Raw genomic sequence first — 23,843 nt, 5'->3', positions numbered from 1 at the left:
CTTGGTTATTGATTCTTCAACCGAGGATACAAGATTTTTTCAGAGCCTCTTCCGATATAGAATCCTGCCATGACCGTCAGCATGATAAAGATGCCAGACGGAATAATCCACCAGTACGCCTCACGACTCAATGCCTGGGAAGCATACGCATCATTGAGCATGAAGCCCCAGCTCATCATGGCTGGATCACCAAAGCCGAGAAAGCTGACTGCCGCCTCCGTCAAGATTGCCCAGCCCATGGCAAGCGATCCGTACAAAAAGGATAGAGGAAGGATGTTGGGGGCTACTTGTACGAATAAAATACGCAAATCAGAAGCGCCCGAAATTCTTGCGGCTTCCACAAAGCTTCGCTCGCGTACCGTGAGAACCTGAGAGCGTATGACACGAGCCGTGTCCCGCCATAACAGAAGCCCCATCGCTAGGACGATATTCCAGACACTCGGTCCTAAGAAAGCGACCAAGACGATGACGAATGGTTCAAACGGAATTCCGAATGCGATATCCGTAACCCGCATGAGCAAACCGTCAACACGTCCTCTATAGTAGCCTGCGAACAGGCCGACCAGAGTGCCTACGATTACAACAAAGAATGCAGCCGTCAGCCCTACCATCATCGCGGGCTTCGCGCCATAGATGAGCTGGGAAAAAATATCTCGCCCCATATTCGTCGTCCCCAGCCAGTGCTCAGCAGAAGGTGGTTGGTTGAACGCTAGCTTTCCGTTGTGCTTGATCATTTCATGTGGATCATATGGAGCAATGAGTGGCGCGAACAGCGCGATCAAGATAAAAAACAGGTAAATGACTGCACCCGTCATGCTAAATGGATCGTTTTTCAAAAAACGGTAGGTACCCGCAAAATTCTTTGCAAGGATCGTCAGCACACTTGTTTTCCGATAAGCGACTTGTACGGAGCTTTGCCCCATTCTTACGTCCGTGTTCATTCCACTCACCTCCCTTTGCCAAATGTGACCCTCGGATCCAAAAAGCTGTACAGGATATCTGCCACAAAGTTCATCATGACCATGACACCTGCGCTCAAGATAAACGCTCCTTGGGCCAATGCGTAATCACTTGCCGAAACCGCATTGACGAGAAGACGCCCCAACCCCGGCCAGCTAAACACCATTTCAATGACGACATTTCCTCCAAGCGCGTACCCGATTCCCACTGCCATAGCTGTGACAACTGGCAGTGCTGCATTTCGCGCGGCGTATTTAAGCATGATTCTGCGCTCACTTAGTCCCCTCATTCTGGCGACTTCCACGTAGGATTCACCCATCACGTCCAGCATGTTGGACCTCATCAACAGCAGAGGAAGTCCCATCAGATAGATAGCCGCGGTCAACGCTGGCAGAAATAGATGCTTCAGAAATGAAAGCGAAGTAAGCTTCTCCCATTCGGATGCATAGACGACACCAGTCGCGGAAGCTCCCCCTGAAGGAAACCAGTGCAGCTTGAAGGAAAAGATCACAAGCACGATCATACCGACCCACATTTGAGGCGCGGATCTCGTAAACAAAGTGACGATAATGCCGACTGTCTCGAATTTGGTTTTGCGCTTCCACGCGAGTAGTACACCACCGAATATCCCCACGAGGTAGGCGATCACAAATGAAAAGAGCATCAGGTACAGTGTGTTGGGCAGTACGCCCCAGATCACGTCCATGACAGGCGCTCGAAATTTAAATGAATCGCCAAGCTCTCCTTGGACCAGGTTGGCCAGATAGATCAAATATTGCATCCACAGCGGTTTATCCAAGCCAAACTGTGCCATCAAAATGTCTTGCTGCTCCTTGGTAAACGTGGGGTCAATGTAGGCAACCAGCGGATTACCAGGCATCAGTCGAAAGATAAAAAACAGGATCGTCGCTATGATCCAGAGGGTGAGGATCATCTGCGCGAGTCGACTCAAAATGAATTTCGATCGGTTCCCCAATACGTTCTCTCCTTTCTCGGAAGGCTTCAAAGACGAGGAATGCAAGCAGTCACAGTGCAGCCAGCATTCCTCAGACCTGGCACATTTGAAGGAGATTCAGCCCTTATTTTCCGAGCTCTTCTTTTTTGCCTGCCGGATAGAGCAGCTTGCCCGCTGCATCCCATTCGTAACCAGCTTCTTGTAAAAGCTTTTTCGCTTCTTCCACCCCACCTGTGGGATATGGTAGATTTGGATTTTTCCAGATGGATAGGGCTGGCGAGATGACGGAATCGCCCGGCTCTGCGAATTCCTTGTATACGACTTGTGCCATCATGTCCCGGTCGATGGCTGCAGCCAAGGCGCGCCGGAAAGCCACGTCATTGAATGGTGGTCTGCGGTGATTCACTGCAAAGAATTGAAAGCCAAGATCGGTCGTTGTTACCATCGTGAGGTTTGGACTCGCTTCTACCTTTTGCTGGAGCAGCTGTCCATCTCCCGGGAACACTGCCAGGAAGTTGATTTCTCCATTTTCGATCATGCCAAGAGACGCCTCGGTATTGGGAATCTCCTTCATGATCCACTTCTCGATTTTCGGAGGTGAAAAATGCTCTTTGTTGGTCGTTAAGACGACCTCCTCTTTAAATTTCCAGTTCTCGTACTTGAAAGGTCCAGAACCGATAGGCATTTTTTCCTGATAGCTCTCCGCATTCTCCGGTTTGTTCTTCAAATCATCAATGATCGGTCCCCATATATGTTTGGGAACGAGATTCAATTTGGATAAGCTGGCCGTTTCGAATGCTGCCCACGGCCTTTTCAGCGTAAACTCTAGGGTGAGCAGATCTTTGATATCGATCTTATCGATGATTTCGACAAACGGCTTATACATCGGCACTTCACCCGTCATTGGAGCCTCATAGGAGAACTTCACGTCTTCGGCGGTAACAGGCTTGCCGTCATGCCATTTCATGCCTGCACGGAGCTTGATTTCAACCTGCGTATCGGTTTTCCAGGTGACAGATTCGGCAGCCCAAGGCTTCGGAAGACCGTCTTTGTCGATTCGCATCAGACGATCCCAAATCAGCTCGGTTACCCATGAATCAAAGGAGCCGCTAATGTAAAATGGATTGATAGCCTGAACGGAGTCGTTGCTGTTTAAGATCATATTTTTTTGCTGTCCGATCGGCGTTGCATTCAGATAAGTCCAAATGTTGCGGATACCCATTCCCGCCATCTCAACGATGGAGTTTTTATCAAACACTTGGTGGTTGTATACGTATTTTAATTTGGGGTGGACGTTGAAAAGATAGGCGACGTCGCTTGCGATAAGTTCCTGCGCTTTGAAAATCAGATTTTTCCGCTCTTCCCGATCCACTGTGATCCGCTGCTGCTCTGCAATCTTGTCGTACTCAGGGTTGTTGTACCCTACGAAGTTGTAACCGTCCTTTGCCGTGCTGGAATGAAACAGGTTATAAATAAATTCATCCGGATCTAATCTCTCTGGACGTGCTGCCATTTGCCAGCCGGTCATATCCCACTCGTCACGTTTGTACCAGACAATATCGGATTGCTGTTCATAGGGCATCGGCTTTAACTCGACACTGATGCCCAGCTCCTTCATGGCTCCTGCAATCAGGTTGGCCCGCTCGTATTCATCAGGTGAGGAGGCCTGCGGTCTGGTCAGAATTTGCAGAGTGCGAATCTCCCTGCTCTTGGCATCCACAGGCTCTGTTTTCGGCGTATCATTGGTTTTGGGCTGCGTCTGGGTCTCGCTGGTGCATGCAGAAAGCACGCTTCCCAGAAGCACGGTTGTTGCCAACATACCAAACTTCCACTTTCTTGCTTTTTTCACTCGATTTCCCCCCTAAAAGATGGATGATCTGAGAACGAGGTGCTTGGCTTGATGCAACGTCAAGGCAAGTCGATTCTGTCCCCTCATCAAGTGCGTCAGAGTCACCCTGTAATGATGGGAACCTTCCTCGAGCTGAGGCAGTGTCGTGGCAGGCGCGATATCAGGAAGAGGCGGAATATCAATGGCTGGATCATGCCAGAACTTGCCACGGCGTGTAAAATTGATGGGTACGAGCGCCCTACTCAAGTCTCTTAGTACCTGGTTAACCTGCTTCACTTGTGGATCGCTTACGTCCTTCGTGTAAAGCTGTACGTGCTCAATTCGATTGTAGAAATCAATCAATGTCGAACGAAGCTCTCTTGCCTCACCAAGTGCCAGCTCGAAAGAGAAATGCTTGCCTGCTGACTCCTGATACGTCACGATGGTCTGAATAAACTCATCGGCGGTGTTTACAAATTGGAAAGGGTGCAAGGTGGCATTCACGATCCGATAAAGAGAAGCGGTATAGACCCGTATATCTCGCTCTAGGATTTCGTAATCGATGATGTGAATTAGGTCCTCTTCCGTATGCCATTCAATATTTGAGCCGCAGCCGCCAACAGGATAGTAGCCTTTTTCCTGCAGCATCTCATCAGGAATGCTGGAGGATAACATATAGAAGGCAGTCAATCCGATGTTGTGGAACGAATAATCACCTGCACGCGGTGGTCGATGTCCAACGGATTCCTCCCCGATCGCTTCCTGAATGGTTGTTTTACAGAACCGATCGACTTCGCTCATCCAGCTCATCTCGTGGTAGGACGTCGCCCATCGACATCCGGGAGAATCACAGTTGACCTGGGCAATGCAATTTTCATCTAGATCCAAGCCAAACGTATCCGCAAACCACGTCGATCCTGCATAACGACCCGTGGAGTGACCTGGCCATATCGCGATCCGTAGGCTACGTTTTAGCAGGTGACGATTTTGGTAGAAAACTCGTGCCATTTCAATTATGGCGGCATTGCCAGTAGCGTTATCTCCCAAGCCTTGATGCCATGAATCCATGTGCCCGTGCAGCAGTACATATTTATCCGGTTCTTCCGTGCCCTCGATGAAGATGTCGATTAGTGGACAAGTAAACCAGCCTTGATCCAAATGGGTTTGGAATTGCACCTCCACGGTTCCCTCAGCGATTCTATCAATCAGTTCTTGTCCATCCGTGCGATTGATCATCAGTACAGGCAGCTTCGGGACGTTTTCGTGCGTATCCAGGTCTGGCGCTCCCCAGATCGGTGTGCAAATGCTCTCGTGAATGTTTTTGCCTGGGTGGATGAAGATGGCTCCAACAATTCCTTGCTCGTTTAGTTCCCTGATTCTAGCCGGTCTCGGAAAGCCCTCGGTCAAGACGATTTTTCCCGACAGGCTAGATGCTGGATCGAATGACGCATCCTTTTGGTTGTCCCACTTCTTCTTGAAGCCCGTGGGGACATAGACCAGTTCCCCGCCTCTCCATTCATTACCAGTAATCACGGAAAAGGCCGGATTCTTTGCTCGTATTTCTTTTTCCACAGGCAATAGCAGCTTGAGCTTTGCAGGTCTTGGTACACTCAGGTAAAGATTCGGGCGATGCACCTGATGAGGTACACCCCACTGATTCAACAGACTGGATAAAAACTGAGCAGCGATTCTCTCATCTTCACTTCCCGATTCTCTCACCAGGCTGCCAAAGCGCTCCAGGATCGCCTTTGGCGTCTCCATACTGATCTCATCCAGCAGCCTTTTCATGGCTTCCACCAACACTCATCTACCCCCTTTTGTCGTCCAAGTGCGTCGTCTATGGATATACGCAAGTCCCGTGCCACTCACTAAAAGGGCATGCAAAAGCCTATCTTGCTGTCGAATTGTGGAAAACGTCTTGCTTGAAGGTGAATTTAGGGTCGGAATGCCAGGTAGTAAGGACCCTAAAAACCTAAGATTCAGAAAATTGACTCCACTGTGAGATCATGAAATGGAGAACAACAAAAAGGCAGCCACCGACTCGAAAGCTAGTCGTTGACTGCCAAATTGTTACTATTGAACCCGAATGATCTTTTGCGCTTCCTTCATCGTCCATACAACACGATTTTGACCACGAAGCAAGTGATTTTGCGTAACGCGATAGCGGTGAGAGCCTGGCTCTAATCCCGCCAACTGAAGTGCAGGAGCGATATCGGGCAATGCGGGTATTTGAACGGCAGGATCATGGTGGAATTTGCCGCGGCGAGTAAAGTTGATCGGAATAAGTGTCCTGCCTAGTTGCAAAAGCTTTTCATTTGCTTCTCTGACAGCTGGCGAAGATAGGTTTTCCATTTGCAGTAATTGTAATTCACTATAAAATTCCTCTAAAGAACGACGAAGAACCGTGGCCTCGCTTGCAGCTAGTTCAAAGGAAAAATGCGCACCAGCTGCTTCCTGATACTGACGGATCGTTTCCATGAACTCATCGGCAGTCTTGCGGAAATCATACGGAAGTAAATTCGCCTGTAGCACGCGATAGATTGAGGTCATATACACCCGCAAGTCTCTGCGCAAAATCTCGTAATCAGCTACATGCATCAAGTCGTCTTCTGTATGCCACTCAATATTGGAACCGCAGCCGCCTACCGGATAGTAGCCTTTTTCCTTTAACTGCTCTTGCGGAATACTGGAAGATAGCTTATAGAAGGATGTGATCCCGATATTGTGGAACGAATAATCGCCAGCACGATTCGGACGTTTTCCCTTGGCTTCTTCTTGGACGGCATCGTAAATTGCCTGTTTGCAATGATCCTCCACTTCATTCGTCCAGTCCATTTTTTCGTAGGAGGTAGCCTGACGGCAGCCGGGAGAGTCACAATTTACTTGCGCGATGCAATTTGCATCCAGATCCAATGCAAATTGGTCAGCGAACCATGTCGATCCAGCATAGCGTCCAGTTGAATGTCCCGGCCAGATGGCAATTCGCAAGCTCCGTTTCAGCTTGTCGCGATGCTTGTAGAAAATCCGTGCCATTTCCATCAATGCTGCATCACCTGTCGTATTATCACCAATCCCCACATGCCATGAATCCAGATGACCGTGCAAGAGAACATACTTCTCCGGCTCCTCGGTTCCCTCGATAAACACGTCAATCAGAGGGCATTCGAACCAGCCCTTTTCCAGTCTGGTAGACAGTTCTACCATAGTTATTCCAGTCTGGCACATCGCCTTTAGCTCTTCCCCATCTGTTTTGTTGATGGCGACGACAGGAATTTTTGGCTCATTGTCGATCGTATCCAAATCTTGGCGCCCCCCAAATCGTGGTGCAAATCCCATCATGGATGTTCTTGCCTGGATTGATGAATATGGCACCCAGAACTCCTTTGTCGTGGAAGGTAGCAACCTTTTCGGGCATCGCCAGTCCTTCACTGATGACGATTTTTCCAGTGAGATCGTTCACTTCTTCCTTCACCTTGGCGTCGAATATATCGTAGCGGTCCGTTACTTGGGCTGATGGGACATAAACCAGCTCCCCTACCAATGGTATGCCATTTGTCGAGACGGAGAAGGAAGGAGTTTTTGCACGGAACGACTTGGGTTCAGGCGTAACCGTCTTTACTGAAGCTGTTTTGGGAACGCTCAAGTAAATAGTAGGATTGTGTACAGTATGTGGAACACCCCATGCTTTCAAGAGCGATGCTAGAAAGTCGGCGGCAGTGCGTTCGTCCTCACTGCCAGACTCCCGGATCAACCCGCTGAATGTTTGCAAAATCCGTTTGGGGAGCTCCATGCTGATTTCATCAAGCAGCAGCTTTTCATGCTCTTTTACGAGACTCGTCATGGCACCCTCCGATTAGGTTGTGGCTTTTTCTCTTTTAGATAAGTTTATTTTCAGCAACTTACGTACACACGACGGCGTTTTGGCTCTGATTTCTCGAGATACAGGCTCGGTGACGATGAGGGTAGCCTTTTTAGGAACACTTAAGTGAATATTCGGGTAATGGACCTGATGCGGGATTTGCCAATCCTCCAGAAACTGGGCCAAGAAATGAGCAGCGATTCTTTCGTCTTCACTCCCTGATTCACGCGTCAAAGTGACGAATCGGTCCAGAATCGCTTTCGGAACATCCGTTGAGATATCGTTTACTATCGTCTTTTCTACCTGATCTATCTCGAAAGTCACGGATAAGCCTCCTATCCAACGAAGATCTTGTACTCAGACTGGCTTGTATTACTTGGAAATCGTTTCTTCTTGATCCTGTTTACCAGAGACTCGCTGGCAATAGTGGTCAAAAAAGATCGCCATTGACTTCTCAAAATCAAGCACGCCTTGTACCGTGCAGTATTCGTCGCTGGAATGCTGTCTGGCCCCGTGCCCCATGCCTCCTGTCACATATGGAATTTGCAGATAGCGCTCAAATACATAGTAGGGCGCGCTACCAGGGTTCAGCGGCTGTATTTGTGGTTCTTTGCCCATCGTCCGGTAAGTGTCGATCATTGCCTGAACAACATGCTCATCGACAGATACTTTCGACCAATAGTATTTATTGGCGACGTTCATTTCGATGTCAGCAAAGCCGTGTTTATCCAAATGCGCGCGAATGAGGCGAACCACTTCATCCGGCTCCATATGAGGCACCATGCGGACATCGACTTTGGCCGTCGCGATATGTGGCAATAGCGTTTTGGTTCCCGGTCCTGTGTAGCCAGAGTATATCCCGTCGATGTTCAGCTGAGGCCGGCTATACAGCTTCTCCCAAACATCCATCCCTGTACCGTCATACTTCAAGCGTTTCACATCATAGTTTTCGAGAAACACTTTTTCGTCATAGATGCCTTCCTCGATCTGTTGTTCCAAAATGTCTCTCTCTTTTGCAGGAATCTCTGAGACATCATTCAGGAGACCCTCTATTAAAATGTTTTCATCCACATCTACCATGGTTGAGAGTGCTTGGACGAGCCGCCAGGCAGGGTTTTTTACCCAAGCGTTAAAGGAGCCGTGAATACCGCGAGAAGTAGGTCCGCCCCAATCGCCGCCTTGACATACCAGTTCAAAATAGAGCAAGCCTTTCGTACCTAGCACGAGTCCAGGCGTACCTACCTCATCCTGCTCGAAGAAAGGAAATAGCACGGCTTCAGCTTTTTCTAGTTTCTCCTTATACTGCTCGAGGAAAGCAGGGAAATTGCGGCTCCCCATTTCCTCTTCTCCCTCGACAGCAAAGATCAGGTTAACGGGTAGCTTGCCATCGACTTCTTTTATGGCGCGAATCGTATTGAAGAAAGCTCCCAGTGGTCCTTTTGTATTGACTGCACCCCGGTTGATAATGCACGGACCGAATTTGGGCAGTTCTTTGATTTCTGCGCCCCAAGGATCTACTGTCCAGCCCTCTTCGTCCGTCGGCATCACGTCGTACATTCCATAGACCAGAAGAGTATGCTCTTGTCCTTCATCAAACTCTCCAAATACGATCGGATGCCCTTTTGTCGGAACCACTTCCGCTGTTCCTCCCAGCTCTTCGATAACCTCTTTCAACTTGCTTGCTGTCTCTCGTATCCCTTCGCCCGTGTAGCTAATACTCGGCATCCGTAGAAATTCTCGAACACGCTCCAAATCTTCATCGAAGTTTTTCTCCAAATGCGTAAGAACATCATTCAAATTCATTTTGGTACCCTCCTTAAGCTTTTCTCGTTCAGTTGAAAGCTGCACTATTTAGAAAGAAATTGCCTGACGCGGCTCAAGTACTTCTCATTTTCTTCAAGATGTGGCGAGTGTCCGCTATTTTCATAGATAACCAGCTCGGATAGCGGAATCAGGCTGGCGATTTCCTCTGATGCATCTACTGGAGTAATCCAATCGTGTCTGCCAACAGAAACAAGAACAGGCACATCAATGGCTGGCAGCTTGTCACGGAGGTTAAACGTCGGTTGATTCACACGAAAGGCGAAGTTATGCGTTTCATAATGATAGTAGATAGCATCAATTTTTTCTTTCGCTATTACAGGATCGTACTCCACCGTATACAAAGGCTGGAGAGCGAAAAAGACGGATTTTAGCTCTTCGTTTGAACGCATCTCGCCAGCAAACATGCGGACCAGCTCATCTTCTGTAAGCCCGTGAAGATTGGCTTCGAGTGCCCTCTTTGTAGCGCCATCCTGGCGATCTGAGCCGGGCTTTGTATCTCGCAGCATGACTTGTGAGACATGCTGCGGATAGCGAGTGACGTATTCCAATGCCATGTACCCACCATAGGAGCCGCCATGAATCACGATTTTGTCCACCTGCAGCAGCTTGCGCAATTCATCGATATCAGCTGCCCATTGCTCATGCGTATAAGGTGGCTTTTCTTCCGATCTGCCAGAGCCCCGCATATCCAAAAATACGAGCTTATGCGTCTCTTCCAAAGGAGCAAATGCTTTGCGGTCTGCGCGGCAATCTCCCAGACCAGGTGCTCCATGGATGAAGAAAATAGCATCCCCATCCTCTTTTCCATGGACCTCATAGTAAATTTCGCAATCATTTATAGTCGTGTACATGCTATCCCTCCTATACTTTGATGATTAATTGATCGAGTGTCTTTGGAAATTGCGTAACAACAAGTGGCTCGTCGTCTGTGACGATGATCGTATCCGAATGGCGGAAGCCTGAGAATCCCTCGATGTAAATGCCCGGCTCGCTTGAGAGCACCATACCTGGACGCAGTATGGTATGGTCTCCCACCTCGATCCACGGCGCTTCATGCTCCTCCAAGCCTTTTCCATGACCTGTGCGATGGAGCAGGTACTGACCGTAGCCAGCTTTTCGGATGTAATCGAGTGCGATTGCATCAATATCTGCGCATTTATTGCCAGGGCGCATGGCTTCGATCGCCATCTGTTGTGCGGTTGCCATGACTTCCAGCACTTTTGCCTGCTCATCGCTCACATCCCCGATAAAGCAGGTGCGTTCACATTCGGCCCGATAACCGCCTACATTTGCACCGCAGCTAAGAATCAACGTCTCTCCCTTCTCCATGCGCTTCGCACTTGGCAGAGCATGTGGCATCGCCGTGCGGAGGCCGCTAGGCACGAGTCCACCAGCAGGACCACCGGGGACGTACACGACCTCGCCCAAATCTTCAATCATTTTGTTCAAGGTATCCCCCGAGATCGTTTGCAGCATCTCCAGCTCTGACATGCCTGGTGCGGCTACCTCTGTTCCTCGCTTGACGATATAGTCGGAGTAGTATCCAGCCGAACGCAGTAATTCGACCTCGTAGGAATCCTTGGTCAACCGCATTTCGTGAATGAGGTTATTCACTGACAAAGAGGTGGGCGCAATCAATTCTTTCACGCGGAGAAAAAGCTCGCGACTCCCACCATCGATGCTTACCTGTGTTAGATTCGGATAGGTTTGCTTGATGCTGCCTATCATCCAATCGATCGGATGCACGACTCCCGGGTATTCAAAATAGTCGCGTATGTCTTGAAAGATAGTCGCATGCTTTGCCTCTTGTAGCTCCATCACGGGAACGAACAGGATGGATTCGCCTGACGCTGGAACGAACAAGGCAACAGGTCGTTCATTTGGAAAGTGAAACAGCCCAGTCGTGTAAAAAATATTGTACGTATTCGTGACGAGAAGTCCGCTGATGGCGTTCTTTTGCAAATACTCTTGAATACGGGCAATCCTCTCTGTGTAAGCTTCTTTCGGAATCTTGGTCAGCATTTTTCGTCCCTCCAGAAAATTATCTTTTTCTCAAGCGCGGATTTAGTGCTTCATTGATGCCAATTCCAAGGAAGTTAAAGGACAGCACAAGAACCACGATGGCAATGCTCGGAAACAATGCCAGCCACCACGCATGGATAATGACACCGGTGGAATGTGCATTTTGCAAAATGGTTCCCCAGCTCCAGCTCATTGGGTCGCCCAAACCGAGGAAGCTCAGCCCTGCCTCGGAAAGCACGGACGTCCCCATAATGATGGTCATATTGACGAGAATCGGGGGAAAGGCATTTAAGAGCACGTGGCGGAAGATGATTTTAGACTCCTTCGTCCCAATTGCTCTCGCTGCTTCGATGTATTGCTTCTCGCGAATCGCAAGCGCTTCTGCGCGTGTCACCCGTGCAATCTGCGGCCAGCTAAACAAGCCGATGATGATCGCAATATTGCTGATGCCTGTACCAAGTACAGCTGCCATGATAATCATCAGAGGAAGTACAGGCAGCGTCAGAAAAATATCCGTAATCGCCATGCCGATATGCGAGACTCTCCCTCCGTAATAACCGGATATCAGGCCAATTGGCACCCCGATCACGATTGAGATTACGGCAGCAGTCAAGCCAACATACAAAGAAACACGCGTTCCCCAGATGACCTGATCGAAAATACTTAAGCCAACTGAATCCGTGCCAAACCAATACTGGGCACTCGGCGGTTGGAGCATGTTTGCTACGTCGCCGTATCCCGTGGGGCGATCGCTGAAGACTGGGGCGAGTATGGCCAGAAGCAGCAAAACGAGAATGCCATACAGACCGATGACTCCTAAGCGGTTCCGCCGAAAGTACTTGATGAACTCCCGCAAAGGGGATGTTCTCGGCTGTTGGATCGATAAAGGCAACGAACTAGGGACTTTTTCTTCGATCAACGTAGTATTTTCCAATCGCTTTCACCCCCTAGTTGTTCGTAATTTTGGGATCTAGGTACGAATAGACGAGATCAGTCAAAATATTCACTACAACAACGGTTACCGCCAAGATCAAAAAGGTGCCTTGCAGGATCGGGTAATCATGTTCTTTGACTGCTTCATAGATCAGCCTGCCGAGACCTGGATAGGCAAACACGGTTTCAGTCAGGATGGCACCGCCGACAATGGCACCGAGCTGCACCCCCATCATGGTAACGGTAGAGAGCAAGGAATTTCGTACGGCATGCCGCCAGAGTACCACTCTTTCTTTCAAGCCTTTGGCCCGAGCGGTGCGGATGTACTCCTCGTTCAAAACATCAATGGTGCTTGCCCGCATATACAGCACATAGCTGGCCAGATGCACAATCGTCAATGACACGACTGGCAAAACGAGATGATGGGTGGCATCCCAGATATAATCCCAGCCTTCGACACCTACCGTCACAGCTCCACCTATGGGGAACCAGGGAATTTTCAATCCGAGGAAATATAGCAGGATAATCCCCAGCCAAGGAATAAACAGCGCAATCCCCAAGATCGATAAAGCATTGATCGCCTGATCGAGAAATGATCCTTTGCGATAGGCGGCGATGACGCCCAAAGGTATGCCAATCAATGCTGTAATGAGCATGGAGACAGACATCAAAATCAGGGTCCATGGCAGTCTCGATAAAATTACATCCATCACGGGCACCCTCTGCACAAATGAGGTCCCCAGATCGAACTGAAGGAACAGCTGCTTGAGAAAGATGATGTACTGTGTAAACAAATCCTTGTCCAAGCCAAAGTCCTTTAACAACTGCTGCCTTATTTCCTCAGGAACACGATTGTCCAGCATCATCGTTGTCGGGTCGCCGGGCATTACACGCAGGATTAAAAAAGTGGCAGTCACAGCAACGAGCACGGTAACTACGCCGCGCAGCAGCCGAGCAATCAGAAAATGCGTCATGAGCGGCACTCCCTTACGTAGATCACGCTTCCCAAGCAGTCAGGCTGCAACTGCTCGGGAAGATGTCCGATTTACTTTTTGTACACGCCAACGAGAGAGTTCGGATCTACCAAGCCTTGCAGGTCGCCAGGGAACAAGGTGAAGCCAGCAAATTTATCTGCGTTGTAGGCCAGATTGAATTTTTGCACATAGATCGGCACGACCGGGAACTCTTTAACAAACTGCGCTTGGGCTGCTTTTACATCATCTCTGGCAATTTGTTCGGTTTTGGCGTATTTCGCTCCATCTGCCAGGCGATCCATCTCTGGATTGTTGTAGGTAGCCATGTTGTTTTTAGCTTTCGAATGGTACAGATTGGCAAAGGTCTCGCTTGGCTCGTCCAGAACGCCCCATTTTCCGATGTGCATTTGGAAATCGTGCTCGTTAAACACTTTCGCGACCAGCGTGTTGTATTCGACCGGCTTCAAGATCAGCTTCACGCCAATATCGGCTGCATTTTTCTCCAGAATTTTCGCAACCTTTTGGTGAAACACGTTCGATCCGTCGTAGATGACCTCTGGCTCTACGTTTTTCCCGCCGAAGCTGCTTGGTGCATTCAGGATGCCATCACCGTCAGTGTCACTGTAGCCAGCACTCGCGAGGATTTCTTTTGCCTTTGCAGAATCATACGCGGGTGCTTTTGCGTCAGGATTGATCCAATCTGCAAACAGCGGGGAAATTGGCGTGTCTATTTGCATGCCTGCCCCTTCCAATGCCACATTTAGAATGGTGCTGCGGTCAGTCGCAGTCGCCATCGCCAGGCGGAAATTTACATCTTGCGTCGGAGAAATACCTTTGGATGCATCCGTATTAAAGCTGTAGTACGCAAAGCCCAGGCTCGCTGTTTGCTCCACCTTAATGGAAGCATTGGTTTCCAGCAGCTTGGCAGCAGAGGTCGGCAAATCGGACGATGTCACATCCACTTCCCCTTTTTGCAGCGCCAGCGTCATCGTATTGGCGTCCGGGTAAATCTTAAAAATCACCTTATCCAAATAAGCGCGTCCACCTGGTGCTGCAAACCATTTGTCGATCGCAGCAAGCTCGATATACTGGCCTTTTTCATACTTGACGAGCTTAAACGGACCTGCTCCAACAGGATCTTGGTTTTCAAAGGCTTTAGGATCGTCAACCTTTTCCCAAATATGCTTCGGAACGATTCGCACCCAGTAACCAATTGCCCCCGAGAATGCGGGGTATGGACCCTTTAACGTGTACACTACTGTCAGCTTGTCTGGAGTTTCGACCTTTTCAACCTGATCGAAAATCTCCGCTGTCCATTGGAGCTTTTTGTCGTGCAACAGTTGTCCTGTAAAGGCAACGTCCTCCGAGGTAATCGGCTGTCCATCCTGCCAGGTTACCCCATCCCGGAGCTTGATGGTGATTGTAAGACCGTCATCAGATGTCGTGACCGATTCAGCCAAATAAGGCTCTTTTTTCCCACTCGGATTCATCTGCATCAAATGCGGGTACAAATTGTTGACGATCCAGCTGCCAGGTGTAGTATTGGAGACAAGCGGATTCAAGGTATCAGGTCCAGATAGTGTTCCCACCACCAGTGTTCCACCGACAGCAGGCTGCCCGTTCGCTGGTGCTGGCTGAGTGGTCGAGGCTGCAGGAGTGCTGGTGCCAGATGGGCTTGCTGCATTTTGACTACCACTACTCGTCGTCTGTGATGAGCAGGCTGCAAGCATACTGGCAGACAGCAGGAGTGAGAGCATAACATTCTTTCGGTTGATTCGCTTCACGTTGATTTCCCCCTGTACTTGTTTGGTTTGAAACTACCGGTGAGACGCTATTCGTTGTATAAATGGCAGGCAACCGCTTCTCCTGCTGCTGTCTGTTTCAAGGCTGGCCGCACCTGCCTGCACACGTCCATACATGACGGACAACGCGGATGGAACGTGCAGCCTGTCGGAGGATTGGATGGGCTAGGAACATCACCTGTCAGGATGATTCGATCCTTCTTGCGTTTTGGATCGGGGCTTGGGACAGCAGACAAGAGCGCCTGCGAGTACGGATGGAGAGGCTTTTCAAACAAGCTCTTTTTCGTGCTGATTTCGACAACACGCCCCAAATACATGACCAGAATGCGGTCGCAAAAATGATTGACGACACTTAAATCATGGGAGATGAAAATAAAGGTAAGAGAAAATTGCTGTTGCAAATCCTTCAGTAGATTCAATACCTGTGATTGGATGGAGACATCCAAAGCAGACACGGGCTCGTCAGCAATGATCAGCTCGGGACCCAGCATCAAAGCGCGTGCAATGCCGATCCGCTGTCGCTGTCCTCCACTAAACTCGTGTGGGAATCGATGGATCGCTTGCTCTCCTAGCCCCACCACGTGAAGCAGCTCGAGAATCTTACTCTGCCATTCTTTTTTTGGATACAAATGATAGTTTGCGAGTGGTTCCTCAAGAATCTGCCCTACTGTCAATCTGGGGTTCAGTGACGAGTACGGGTCTTGGAATACCATTTGCAATTCCTTTCGCAGCTCCCGCATCTCTTCTTTTTGCGTGTGTAGGATGTTTTTACCCTTGTAGATCACCTCACCTTCTGTTGCTTCCAAGAGGCGAATTAACAGTCTGCCTGTCGTTGATTTTCCGCAGCCTGATTCGCCGACGATTCCCAAGGTTTCTCCTTTAATAACGTGAAAGGATAAATCATCCACTGCCTTCACATAGGAGGTAGTACGCCGCAAAAATCCCTTCTTTATGGGAAAATACTTTTTTAAGCCCTTTGCTTCCAATAAAATCTCATTCATACAGACACCCCACTTGTTTTCGGATATAACCAGCAGCGGCATCTGACATGCTCGGAAATCTCAACCAGTGGCGGCGATTCTCGCATACAGCGCTCTGTCACCTCCGAGCAGCGTGTGGAGAAGCGACATCCGCTTGGCATTGCGGACAGCTGAGGAACGGTTCCCTCGATGGTATGTAAGCGCTCCTTCTCGTCCCCGATTTTTGGCGTAGATGCGATCAAGCCTTTCGTATATGGATGGCTGGGGGTTTCAAACAGGGTGAGAACGGGTGCTTCCTCCACGATTTGTCCTGCGTACATCACAATGACTCGATCACAAACCTCCGCGACGACACCCAAGTCATGTGTAATCAGTAATATCGCCATGTCAAACTGTTCCTGAAGTTTTTTCATCAACTCAAGAATCTGCGCCTGAATCGTCACATCCAATGCCGTTGTGGGTTCATCTGCAATCAAAATATCTGGATTGCAGGCAAGTCCCATGGCAATCATCACCCGTTGCCTCATCCCGCCCGACAGCTGATGTGGATATTCGTTAATCACCTCATGTGGCCTGGGAATTCCAACGGTTTGGAGCATTTCGATCGCTTTCTTTTTTGCCTGTGACTTGCTCATGATCGTGTGCTCTCGTAATAGCTCGATTAATTGAAAGCCAATCGTATACACCGGATTCAGGGAGGACATCGGCTCTTGAAAAATCATCGACATTTCTTTTCCGCGTTTTTTTCGATAAGCGTCTTTACTAATGGATAACAAGTTGGCTCCCTGTAAGCGTATTTCTCCCTCGCTGACAATCGCGTTTTCTGGCAGAAGACCCATAATCGACAGGGCGGTCATGCTTTTCCCGCAACCTGATTCCCCGACAATCCCTACCGTTTCTTTGCTGTCGACGTGGAAATCGATATCCTCGATGATGGCGTACTCTCTGTTCTCCATTTTGATCCGAGTTTTCACGTTTCTGACTTCCAACACTTTTGGTTTGTCTCGTGACATGACTTCCCCCCTGTGAATCGACATCTTCCTTCCTTTACAAGAGTTAGTAGCAAGGACTATGCCAGCTCGGATGAGTGCGTAAAGACAGGAAAATTCCTTATTATTACGCTTCTTGCACAACGCTTCCGGCTCATTAGGTTGGGGCACACCTTATTGGATGACCCCAAGTGACCCTAAGTCATCGTGAGTCGAATCCTGGGAGAAATAGAAAAGAGCTGCCCCCAGGAACCTTTGCAGATGGGAACAGCTTCGTTTTTCACCTATTCATTCTTGCAGGAATTTTAGTGTGTGCTGCACGAGGTGATTTGCCTGTTTGAGCGCATAATTGACTTCATTTCGTTTTCTTTGCAGCGCGGTAATCAGGAAATAGTACTCTTGCTGCTCCGGTGTCGTTTGAACCAACAGCTCGATGTCAGTGAATTTCGGTACGGCTGGTTGCTTTAAAGCCAAATCATGTTCAAAATTGCTGCCCTTCACGTAGTTGAGCGGCACCAGGTAGCTGGACAGCTCCAGCAAGCAGTGATTGATCGCCGTCAGCTTTTCCTCATCTGTTACTGTCCCTATTACATTCTGTAGCTCCACCAAACTGGATTTAAGGCTCCCAATTCGTTCGAGTGTGGACGACAAATCGAAACGATTTCCTGCCTTCTCCTGCCACTGTGTGACGCTTTGCTCAATCTCCTTGATCGCCTCCAGCTGGTCAATCGGATAGATCGGATTCGTCAACGAACGCCAAATAATGGACAGGTAGATTTGGCAATCCCGGACCAAGAGCTCGGGGTCGATTTTATCGATAGTATCTTCCGTTGTGTGCCACCACCAGCCAAACCCTCCCGATTTTCCTGACCCGAAAAGCTGGCTGAATGCTTTTGCTGCAGGATCGTTAGATGGCTCTTGTTCGGATAGACCCATGAAAAGGGAGGGAGTTCCCGTCCCCCAAAACGACTGATCTCCAGAACGTCCGAAACGTGATCCTGTGAATTCCTGTTTAGTTACTGCACATATGACTTCGTTTGCCAGCCTTCTTGTTTCTTGCATCGTGTTGGCTTCAGTCAAGACAGTTGATTCTATTGCCCCTACAGAATCGATATTGATGTGTAAGAGGCAATTCTCCCGTAAATCTTCCCAATGCGTGTCACAATACCAAGCAGAGCCCGCATAGCGACCGTGCGAATGGCCGGACCAAAAAGCGAGGCGCAGCGTCCGTTTTAATAGATGGCGCTGTCCGGAAAGAATGCGCGCAACCTCCAGCATGGCAGCATTTGCTGTACCGTTGTCCATCGCTCCATAATGCCAGGAGTCGATGTGGCCGCTGAACAGCACGAATTTCTCCGGCTCTGCTTGCCCTTTGATTTCCGCGATGAGAGTAGGAATGGTGCGAATTCCTGTTTCTACAACTGTCGAGATCGTACATTCATTTTGTCCGTCTGACAGACTGTTCTTGATTGACTCTCCTGCCTCAATGGTGACAGATACAACTGGAATGCTCGGAAGTAGCCCTTTGTTCTCGAGCGTAGGAGTTCCCCATATGGTCGAGACGATCATTTCATGAGTGTGGGTCGCATTGATAAAGACCGCCCCAATCGCCCCCTGCTCCTCCGCCGTTTTTACTGCAAGCGGTGTAGCCAGTCCATCAAGAAGTACGATTTTACCAACAACCTGCAAGTCTTTGTAATGAAGCGTTTTTCCGGAATCCACATACACCAGCTCTGCCTGCAAATGATTGACGGATTGCCCCATCGAATGCGTAATCGATGGAATCAATTGATCTGCCACGACGAGTTGAGATTTCACTGGCAAGCTGATATAGGCGTCGTGAAAATGCAGCTCGGACTCCACACCGAACTCTGCTAATGTTTCTCGCGCAAATTGAAAAGCGCGCAGCTCTTCTTCCGAGCCGGACAGACGCACCTCTTTGGAAATGGTCTGCGTATACGCCATCAGCTTACTTTTCGACACCTGCTGCAAGAGGTGTTCTTCTGGAACGAGCGTCTGCCATTGGTTCATGTCACGGTCCTCTTTCCTTTTCGTTTTTTGATAGGGGTATGAGCGATTAACCGACGATATTTTTCGTGAGGACAGCCAAGATTTTCGTCGTCTGAATCAAGTCTTCGATCTCCATGCACTCGTTAAAGCCATGGATGTTATTCTCACTAGTGCCAGGCCCGAAATTGATTCCCGGTATCCCATTCCGGATGAACCAGCGTGTGTCTGATTGAGCCAATATTCCTACAACAGGCAAGGTGCGGCCAGTTACCTCCTGTACAGCATCCTGCAGCTCGGAAATGAGCGGTGAGCTTTCATCGACGATCGTCGGTTCCGTCTGAAAATCCTTGATCCGTGTCAGCTTGGCTTTAAATGTGGGGTCCTTTTGCTCCAACCGCTGTAGAATCGACACGACACGGTTATAGATTTGATCGAGGCTGTGCTCGGGTATGACGCGAAAATCCACTTCGATCTCACATGTTGCTGGAACGACATTGACCTTTGTTCCCCCATGTATGGTTCCGACATTGACCGTAGTGTATTTCATCCCTGGAATGGAAGAAGGCTCTCGCTCCAGCTCTTCCTGTAACTCTGCTAATCCTTGCACCACTTTCGCCATCTTCTCTACCGCATTCAAGCCCTTCCATTTGTAGCCTGCATGGGCGGGGATTCCTTCCGTGACGATTCGCAGCTGCAAGACGCCTGCCATCGCCCGTACGATGTGATTGCTGTATCCTTCGACGATCACCATATCGCCATGAACATACCCATTCTGATTGATATAGCCTGCGCCCAGAATACCGCCCGTCTCCTCATCGCATGTGGCGGCAATGATGACGTCTCCCTTCTGTGAAATGGTGGACTGAGCTACTGCCACTGCCGACATGATATATGCGGTTAAACGTCCTTTGGAATCTGTGGCTCCTCTCCCATAAATGCGCCCATCCGCAATCGCCCCAGAAAAGGGCGGATACTTCCACTGATCTGGATCTCCCGCAGGTACCGTATCGAGATGCGAATTGAAAATCAGGTTTCTTCCCCCACCCGATCCCCGCAGAGTTGCTACGACATTTTTTCGCGGGGTCGCAAGTCCTGCTGCATGTGTCATCTCATCCGGTACGGAGATGACCTGCACCTCAAAGCCAAGCTGCGTTAGGCCTTTTTGTAAGAAATCACATATTTCAATGTAGTTTCCCGGCGGATTTTCACTTGGAATTTGAATGAGGCGCTGAAGGAATTCAATGATCTGCGGTCGCATTTCCTCGACCACCAGGAATAGTTCCTGTGTTTTCGTTTCATTCATGAGTTACCCCTCCTCGAGGATGAACAGTAGCAAAGTCTATGCCAATCAAAACACGTGGAAATGTACCTGATTTCGGTCTCTTGGAGGGGGATTATGGTGTCTTAGGGTGTGAGCGACAACCTAATCATAAAAAGGAACGTTATAGGCATTATGATGCGTAACCCATTTCAATGGCAGGCGGCTTTTCGGTGTGGCATCTTCCACTGAATAGCCGATCGGAACCAACCCGATAATCCGAACGTAGTCAGGAATAAGAAGGCTTGCTTTGATCGCCTGTTCATTGATTCCCCCTACCCAGCAGCCTGACAAGCCCAATGCCGTGGCGGTTAGCAGCAGATTTTGGACAGCAGCAGCTGAGTCAATAAGTGCCCATTCTTTTCCTGCGGGGCCATAGCGAGCAACAGTTCGTTTCACGTTGGTGCAAGCGACAATCACGACGGCGGCATCCGCGATCCAATATTGATAGTTCTTTCCTTTAGAAAAGTAGCCACTGTAGGTCGAGCGCACAATTTCTTGTTTCTTGTCGGGCTCGTCAATGACAATAAACTCCCAGGGCTGCATATTGCCACTCGAGGGGGCACGGGTGGCTGCGAGTAAAAGCTGTTCAAGTATTTCGGGTGCAATAGGTTGCTCAGTGAACTTGCGCTTGCTGACCCTTTCAAAAATCGCAGGAATAGCATAGTCGGAGTTTGAATTCATCTTGTCCACCTCCTTTTACGAAATGATCTCGGCCACGGTAAGGCGCGGCGGGATTTCCTTTTCTTCCTCGCTGTAGCCGATGGTAAGAATGGCAACTGGTTTTATGTACCATGGGAGTTCCAGATTTTTTTGTAAAATGTGCGAGTCAAATTCTCGGATGACGGACGTACTGAGTCCATGTAGCGCCGCAGTCAGACGTGCGTTTTGTATGGCACAAAAAGTATCCTGGATCGCAAATATCTCCCCTTGCTCTCCAAGTCGTACCAAAGCTCTTCGCTTTTCAATCAACACGACGACGATGACTGGCGCGCTCTTTATCCATGCTTGTGCACCAAAACTGCCAGGCGACAGAAATGGGTCTAGTGTGGAGGCTGTCAATTTCTCTCTCTCGTCTAATCCTTTCACCATCAGCAGTTCCCAAGGCTGTGTATTTGCAAGTGAAGGTCCCAATGAAAAAGCGTAAAGCACATCCTCTAAGGCTAGCTCTGGGACAGGGGTCTCCTGGTAACTGCGGACATTTATGATCGTATTCATGATTTCTGGCCATTCGGCTCGCTCAGTATGGCTCACGTAACATACTCCCTTTCCAGAATAATGGTAAATCAGCATTTAATCTTTTGAATATTCCGAACTAAATTCACGCGCGTAATTCCATCGTCTGCTTCATCATGGACAGCATGTGCAAACCTTTGTCAGTGATGCGGCTGCCTTGACCACGACGTCCAGAATAGATGTATCCCAAATCTTTTAAGCTATCCATACGGTGTCGAACTTGCTGGTCCGTAATCGGAACGCCTTTTCGTGAGGCAAATTCGACAATTTTCCCCCTGCCGACACATTCCAATCTGGTTTTCGCTTGCTCCAGACATTCCAGGATGACAAAGAAGCTAAATAGCTCTCCTTTTGTCTCTAGTTCCTCCAAATCCCCTTTCTTGGTTTTATGCTGCTGTTGCTCCACCTCCCGAAACTGTTCAGGCAAATCCAGCTCTGTGATTGTGTTTCCGCTCATGACACTAGTCATGTACTGTACGACGCTGTTTAGCTCCCGCACATTTCCTGGCCAGTCGTAAGTGAGTAGCCGATTCATGACAGCGGGCTCCATATTCACCTTGATAACGGTATTCTCTTTTATAAAATGCTCGATGAGTAGAGGTATATCTTCCCTACGCTCCCGCAAGGATGGAACACGCAACGGAAGAACAAACAAGCGATAGTACAAGTCTTGGCGAAACTTCCCTTCCTCGACTAGATCTTTCAAACTGCGATTAGTTGCCGCGATGATCCGAACATCGATGGGGATAATTTGCTGTCCCCCGATTCGCATGACTTGCTTCTCTTGGAGCACACGGAGCAAGAGTGCTTGCAGGGAAGGAGAAGCGTCTCCGATTTCGTCCAGAAAAAGAGTCCCATTATGAGCAAGCTCGAACAAGCCAGGCTTTCCATTCTTTTTCGCTCCGGTAAAGGATCCGCCTTCGTAGCCAAACAGCTCACTTTCTGCTAGCGATTCGGGCAAGCCGGCGAAATTGACAGGCAAAAAAGGACCGTTTCTACGCTTCGACAAGCTATGGATGGAATGCGCAAATAGTTCCTTTCCTGTGCCATTCTCACCAAGGATCAAGACTGTTTTATCGGTAGCAGAAATTTTTTGGAGCACACCGAGTGTTGAAGTAAGGCGCTCGCTTTTTCCAATGATGTCCTTGATTGTGTATTTGGAGGACAGTCCCTTCCCTTGTAACTCTTTTCGTACTTCCTGTTCTACCTTTTGGAGGTTGGTAACATCTTGAAAGGCCGTCACCACACCAATCTTTTCGTCTTCGATGGTGATCGGTATATTATTTACGACCAGATTCAGATGATTGACGGCTTGCACTATATTGACCTCCCCTTGCTCTTTTCCTTCGGGGAGAGCCAGCCAGGGAAGCACTTCGTCAACGGGTTTCCCTACCAGGTCTTTACTTAAACCAGAGATGCCGAGAATGTTCTTTGCAGCCTGGTTGATTTGAATGATCGTTTTGCTCTGATCAGTCGTAATTATACCTTCATGAACGGTATTGAGGATCGTATCCAGATGCTTGTTCAATTCCTTCATTTGATTCAATGTCCGGAAAAAACGTTTGTTGTGCTCGATGATTTCCCGGAGGTACCTTGCGGAATACAGATTGGCCCGATCCACGTTGGCATTCAGTCGGACAGCCAGCTCGATAATCGTAGACACATCGAGTGGCCGTATTCCGATATTCACGACCTTTTGCATACCACGAGGCAGCAATTCTGCTCCTTCTGCGTAAATCGCGGTATGTATGCCATCAATCGGCTGCTTGCATCCCGGATAGTATGGGACCATATCAAACTGAAACCCGAGATTCCGTAATAATTCAATTGTTTCGTACGACGTTTCCAGCATGTTGTTGACGACGAGGCAACGGACGTCCGTGGGGAGGGTCACCAACTCTTCCATTTTGGCGATGTTAATAGCTCTTCTTGCGATGATCAGCTTCTCGCTTGGTATTTTCCATCCCTCAATGACTTTTGCTGATGATGCGAGTACGAAGTCAACCTCATCCGTATTGGAGACTTTCGACTCATGGAGGATCGTAATGCGATTTTGGAAAAAATCATGGATTTGACTAGCAAAAACAGTGTGTGTTCGATGATCTTTTGCCACAACCAGAAGTGTTCGCTTATCCACAGTATCCCTCCCCAGA

The 23,843-nt window shown here is 49.0% G+C and carries 20 protein-coding genes; all 20 read right to left on the bottom strand.

Annotated features, from left to right (window positions below):
• Positions 1–5: 5 nt before the first annotated feature.
• A complete protein-coding gene (locus C3B52_RS16035; protein WP_235615742.1) occupies positions 6–941 on the bottom strand; it encodes an ABC transporter permease in 936 nt (311 codons plus the stop codon).
• Positions 942–946: 5 nt separating this feature from the next.
• Positions 947–1,936 (bottom strand): ABC transporter permease, encoded by a 990-nt coding sequence (locus tag C3B52_RS16030; RefSeq protein WP_235615741.1) that lies wholly within the window; start codon positions 1,934–1,936, stop codon positions 947–949.
• A gap of 103 nt (positions 1,937–2,039) precedes the next feature.
• Positions 2,040–3,764, bottom strand: coding sequence for an ABC transporter substrate-binding protein (locus C3B52_RS16025; RefSeq protein ID WP_235615740.1), 1,725 nt, complete (start codon positions 3,762–3,764; stop codon positions 2,040–2,042).
• Between the two features lie 12 nt (positions 3,765–3,776).
• On the bottom strand, positions 3,777–5,546 hold the full coding sequence (locus C3B52_RS16020) for a M28 family peptidase (protein WP_235615739.1): 1,770 nt from the start codon (positions 5,544–5,546) through the stop codon (positions 3,777–3,779).
• A gap of 270 nt (positions 5,547–5,816) precedes the next feature.
• Complete coding sequence (locus C3B52_RS16015) at positions 5,817–7,043, bottom strand: M28 family metallopeptidase (protein WP_235615738.1); 1,227 nt, start codon at positions 7,041–7,043, stop codon at positions 5,817–5,819.
• Complete coding sequence (locus tag C3B52_RS37345; RefSeq protein WP_235615737.1) at positions 7,024–7,584, bottom strand: PA domain-containing protein; 561 nt, start codon at positions 7,582–7,584, stop codon at positions 7,024–7,026. The genes C3B52_RS16015 and C3B52_RS37345 overlap by 20 nt, the downstream gene beginning before the upstream one ends.
• Before the next feature lie 12 nt (positions 7,585–7,596).
• The gene (locus tag C3B52_RS16010) at positions 7,597–7,926 is read right to left on the bottom strand and encodes a hypothetical protein (RefSeq protein WP_103107412.1); all 330 of its coding nucleotides are present in this window, start codon (positions 7,924–7,926) and stop codon (positions 7,597–7,599) included.
• A 48-nt stretch (positions 7,927–7,974) separates the two neighbouring features.
• Positions 7,975–9,405 carry a M20/M25/M40 family metallo-hydrolase gene (locus tag C3B52_RS16005; RefSeq protein WP_103107411.1) on the bottom strand — a complete coding sequence of 477 codons (1,431 nt, stop codon included), beginning with the start codon at positions 9,403–9,405 and terminating at the stop codon, positions 7,975–7,977.
• Between the two features lie 44 nt (positions 9,406–9,449).
• Positions 9,450–10,277, bottom strand: coding sequence for an alpha/beta fold hydrolase (locus C3B52_RS16000; protein ID WP_103107410.1), 828 nt, complete (start codon positions 10,275–10,277; stop codon positions 9,450–9,452).
• A gap of 10 nt (positions 10,278–10,287) precedes the next feature.
• Positions 10,288–11,448, bottom strand: coding sequence for a M24 family metallopeptidase (locus C3B52_RS15995; RefSeq protein WP_103107409.1), 1,161 nt, complete (start codon positions 11,446–11,448; stop codon positions 10,288–10,290).
• A gap of 19 nt (positions 11,449–11,467) precedes the next feature.
• Positions 11,468–12,382, bottom strand: coding sequence for an ABC transporter permease (locus tag C3B52_RS15990; RefSeq protein ID WP_103107408.1), 915 nt, complete (start codon positions 12,380–12,382; stop codon positions 11,468–11,470).
• Positions 12,383–12,395: 13 nt separating this feature from the next.
• Positions 12,396–13,355 carry an ABC transporter permease gene (locus C3B52_RS15985; protein WP_103107407.1) on the bottom strand — a complete coding sequence of 320 codons (960 nt, stop codon included), beginning with the start codon at positions 13,353–13,355 and terminating at the stop codon, positions 12,396–12,398.
• A gap of 71 nt (positions 13,356–13,426) precedes the next feature.
• The gene (locus tag C3B52_RS15980; protein ID WP_103107406.1) at positions 13,427–15,139 is read right to left on the bottom strand and encodes an ABC transporter substrate-binding protein; all 1,713 of its coding nucleotides are present in this window, start codon (positions 15,137–15,139) and stop codon (positions 13,427–13,429) included.
• A 47-nt stretch (positions 15,140–15,186) separates the two neighbouring features.
• A complete protein-coding gene (locus C3B52_RS15975; protein ID WP_103107405.1) occupies positions 15,187–16,158 on the bottom strand; it encodes an ABC transporter ATP-binding protein in 972 nt (323 codons plus the stop codon).
• Positions 16,155–17,150, bottom strand: coding sequence for an ABC transporter ATP-binding protein (locus tag C3B52_RS15970; protein ID WP_103107404.1), 996 nt, complete (start codon positions 17,148–17,150; stop codon positions 16,155–16,157). Before C3B52_RS15970 ends, C3B52_RS15975 begins: the two co-directional genes overlap by 4 nt.
• A 264-nt stretch (positions 17,151–17,414) precedes the next feature.
• The gene (locus C3B52_RS15965; RefSeq protein ID WP_103107403.1) at positions 17,415–19,157 is read right to left on the bottom strand and encodes a M28 family metallopeptidase; all 1,743 of its coding nucleotides are present in this window, start codon (positions 19,155–19,157) and stop codon (positions 17,415–17,417) included.
• Between the two features lie 46 nt (positions 19,158–19,203).
• The gene (locus tag C3B52_RS15960) at positions 19,204–20,439 is read right to left on the bottom strand and encodes a M20 family metallopeptidase (protein WP_103107402.1); all 1,236 of its coding nucleotides are present in this window, start codon (positions 20,437–20,439) and stop codon (positions 19,204–19,206) included.
• Positions 20,440–20,559: 120 nt separating this feature from the next.
• A complete protein-coding gene (locus C3B52_RS15955) occupies positions 20,560–21,138 on the bottom strand; it encodes a nitroreductase family protein (RefSeq protein WP_103107401.1) in 579 nt (192 codons plus the stop codon).
• Positions 21,139–21,153: 15 nt separating this feature from the next.
• Positions 21,154–21,708 (bottom strand): nitroreductase family protein, encoded by a 555-nt coding sequence (locus C3B52_RS15950; protein WP_164684801.1) that lies wholly within the window; start codon positions 21,706–21,708, stop codon positions 21,154–21,156.
• A 67-nt stretch (positions 21,709–21,775) separates the two neighbouring features.
• Entirely contained in the window at positions 21,776–23,827 is a 2,052-nt protein-coding gene (locus tag C3B52_RS15945; RefSeq protein ID WP_164684800.1) for a sigma-54 interaction domain-containing protein, read from the bottom strand.
• Positions 23,828–23,843 lie beyond the last annotated feature (16 nt).

It is taken from the genome of Brevibacillus reuszeri, from assembly GCF_002897295.1.
Lineage (GTDB): Bacteria > Bacillota > Bacilli > Brevibacillales > Brevibacillaceae > Brevibacillus > Brevibacillus reuszeri_A.
The sequence above is the reverse complement of the archived record's forward strand: the minus strand, read 5'-3'. Positions and strand labels throughout refer to the sequence as shown.

Excerpts from the sequence above, each read along its gene's own strand:
- C3B52_RS16035 (WP_235615742.1), bottom strand. The coding sequence starts at position 941 with ATGAACACGGACGTAAGAATGGGGCAAAGCTCCGTACAAGTCGCTTAT.
- C3B52_RS37345 (WP_235615737.1), bottom strand. The coding sequence starts at position 7,584 with ATGACGAGTCTCGTAAAAGAGCATGAAAAGCTGCTGCTTGATGAAATC.
- C3B52_RS16005 (WP_103107411.1), bottom strand. The coding sequence starts at position 9,405 with ATGAATTTGAATGATGTTCTTACGCATTTGGAGAAAAACTTCGATGAA.
- C3B52_RS16000 (WP_103107410.1), bottom strand. The coding sequence starts at position 10,277 with ATGTACACGACTATAAATGATTGCGAAATTTACTATGAGGTCCATGGA.
- C3B52_RS15995 (WP_103107409.1), bottom strand. The coding sequence starts at position 11,448 with ATGCTGACCAAGATTCCGAAAGAAGCTTACACAGAGAGGATTGCCCGT.
- C3B52_RS15985 (WP_103107407.1), bottom strand. The coding sequence starts at position 13,355 with ATGACGCATTTTCTGATTGCTCGGCTGCTGCGCGGCGTAGTTACCGTG.
- C3B52_RS15975 (WP_103107405.1), bottom strand. The coding sequence starts at position 16,158 with ATGAATGAGATTTTATTGGAAGCAAAGGGCTTAAAAAAGTATTTTCCC.
- C3B52_RS15970 (WP_103107404.1), bottom strand. The coding sequence starts at position 17,150 with ATGTCACGAGACAAACCAAAAGTGTTGGAAGTCAGAAACGTGAAAACT.
- C3B52_RS15965 (WP_103107403.1), bottom strand. The coding sequence starts at position 19,157 with ATGAACCAATGGCAGACGCTCGTTCCAGAAGAACACCTCTTGCAGCAG.
- C3B52_RS15960 (WP_103107402.1), bottom strand. The coding sequence starts at position 20,439 with ATGAATGAAACGAAAACACAGGAACTATTCCTGGTGGTCGAGGAAATG.
- C3B52_RS15955 (WP_103107401.1), bottom strand. The coding sequence starts at position 21,138 with ATGAATTCAAACTCCGACTATGCTATTCCTGCGATTTTTGAAAGGGTC.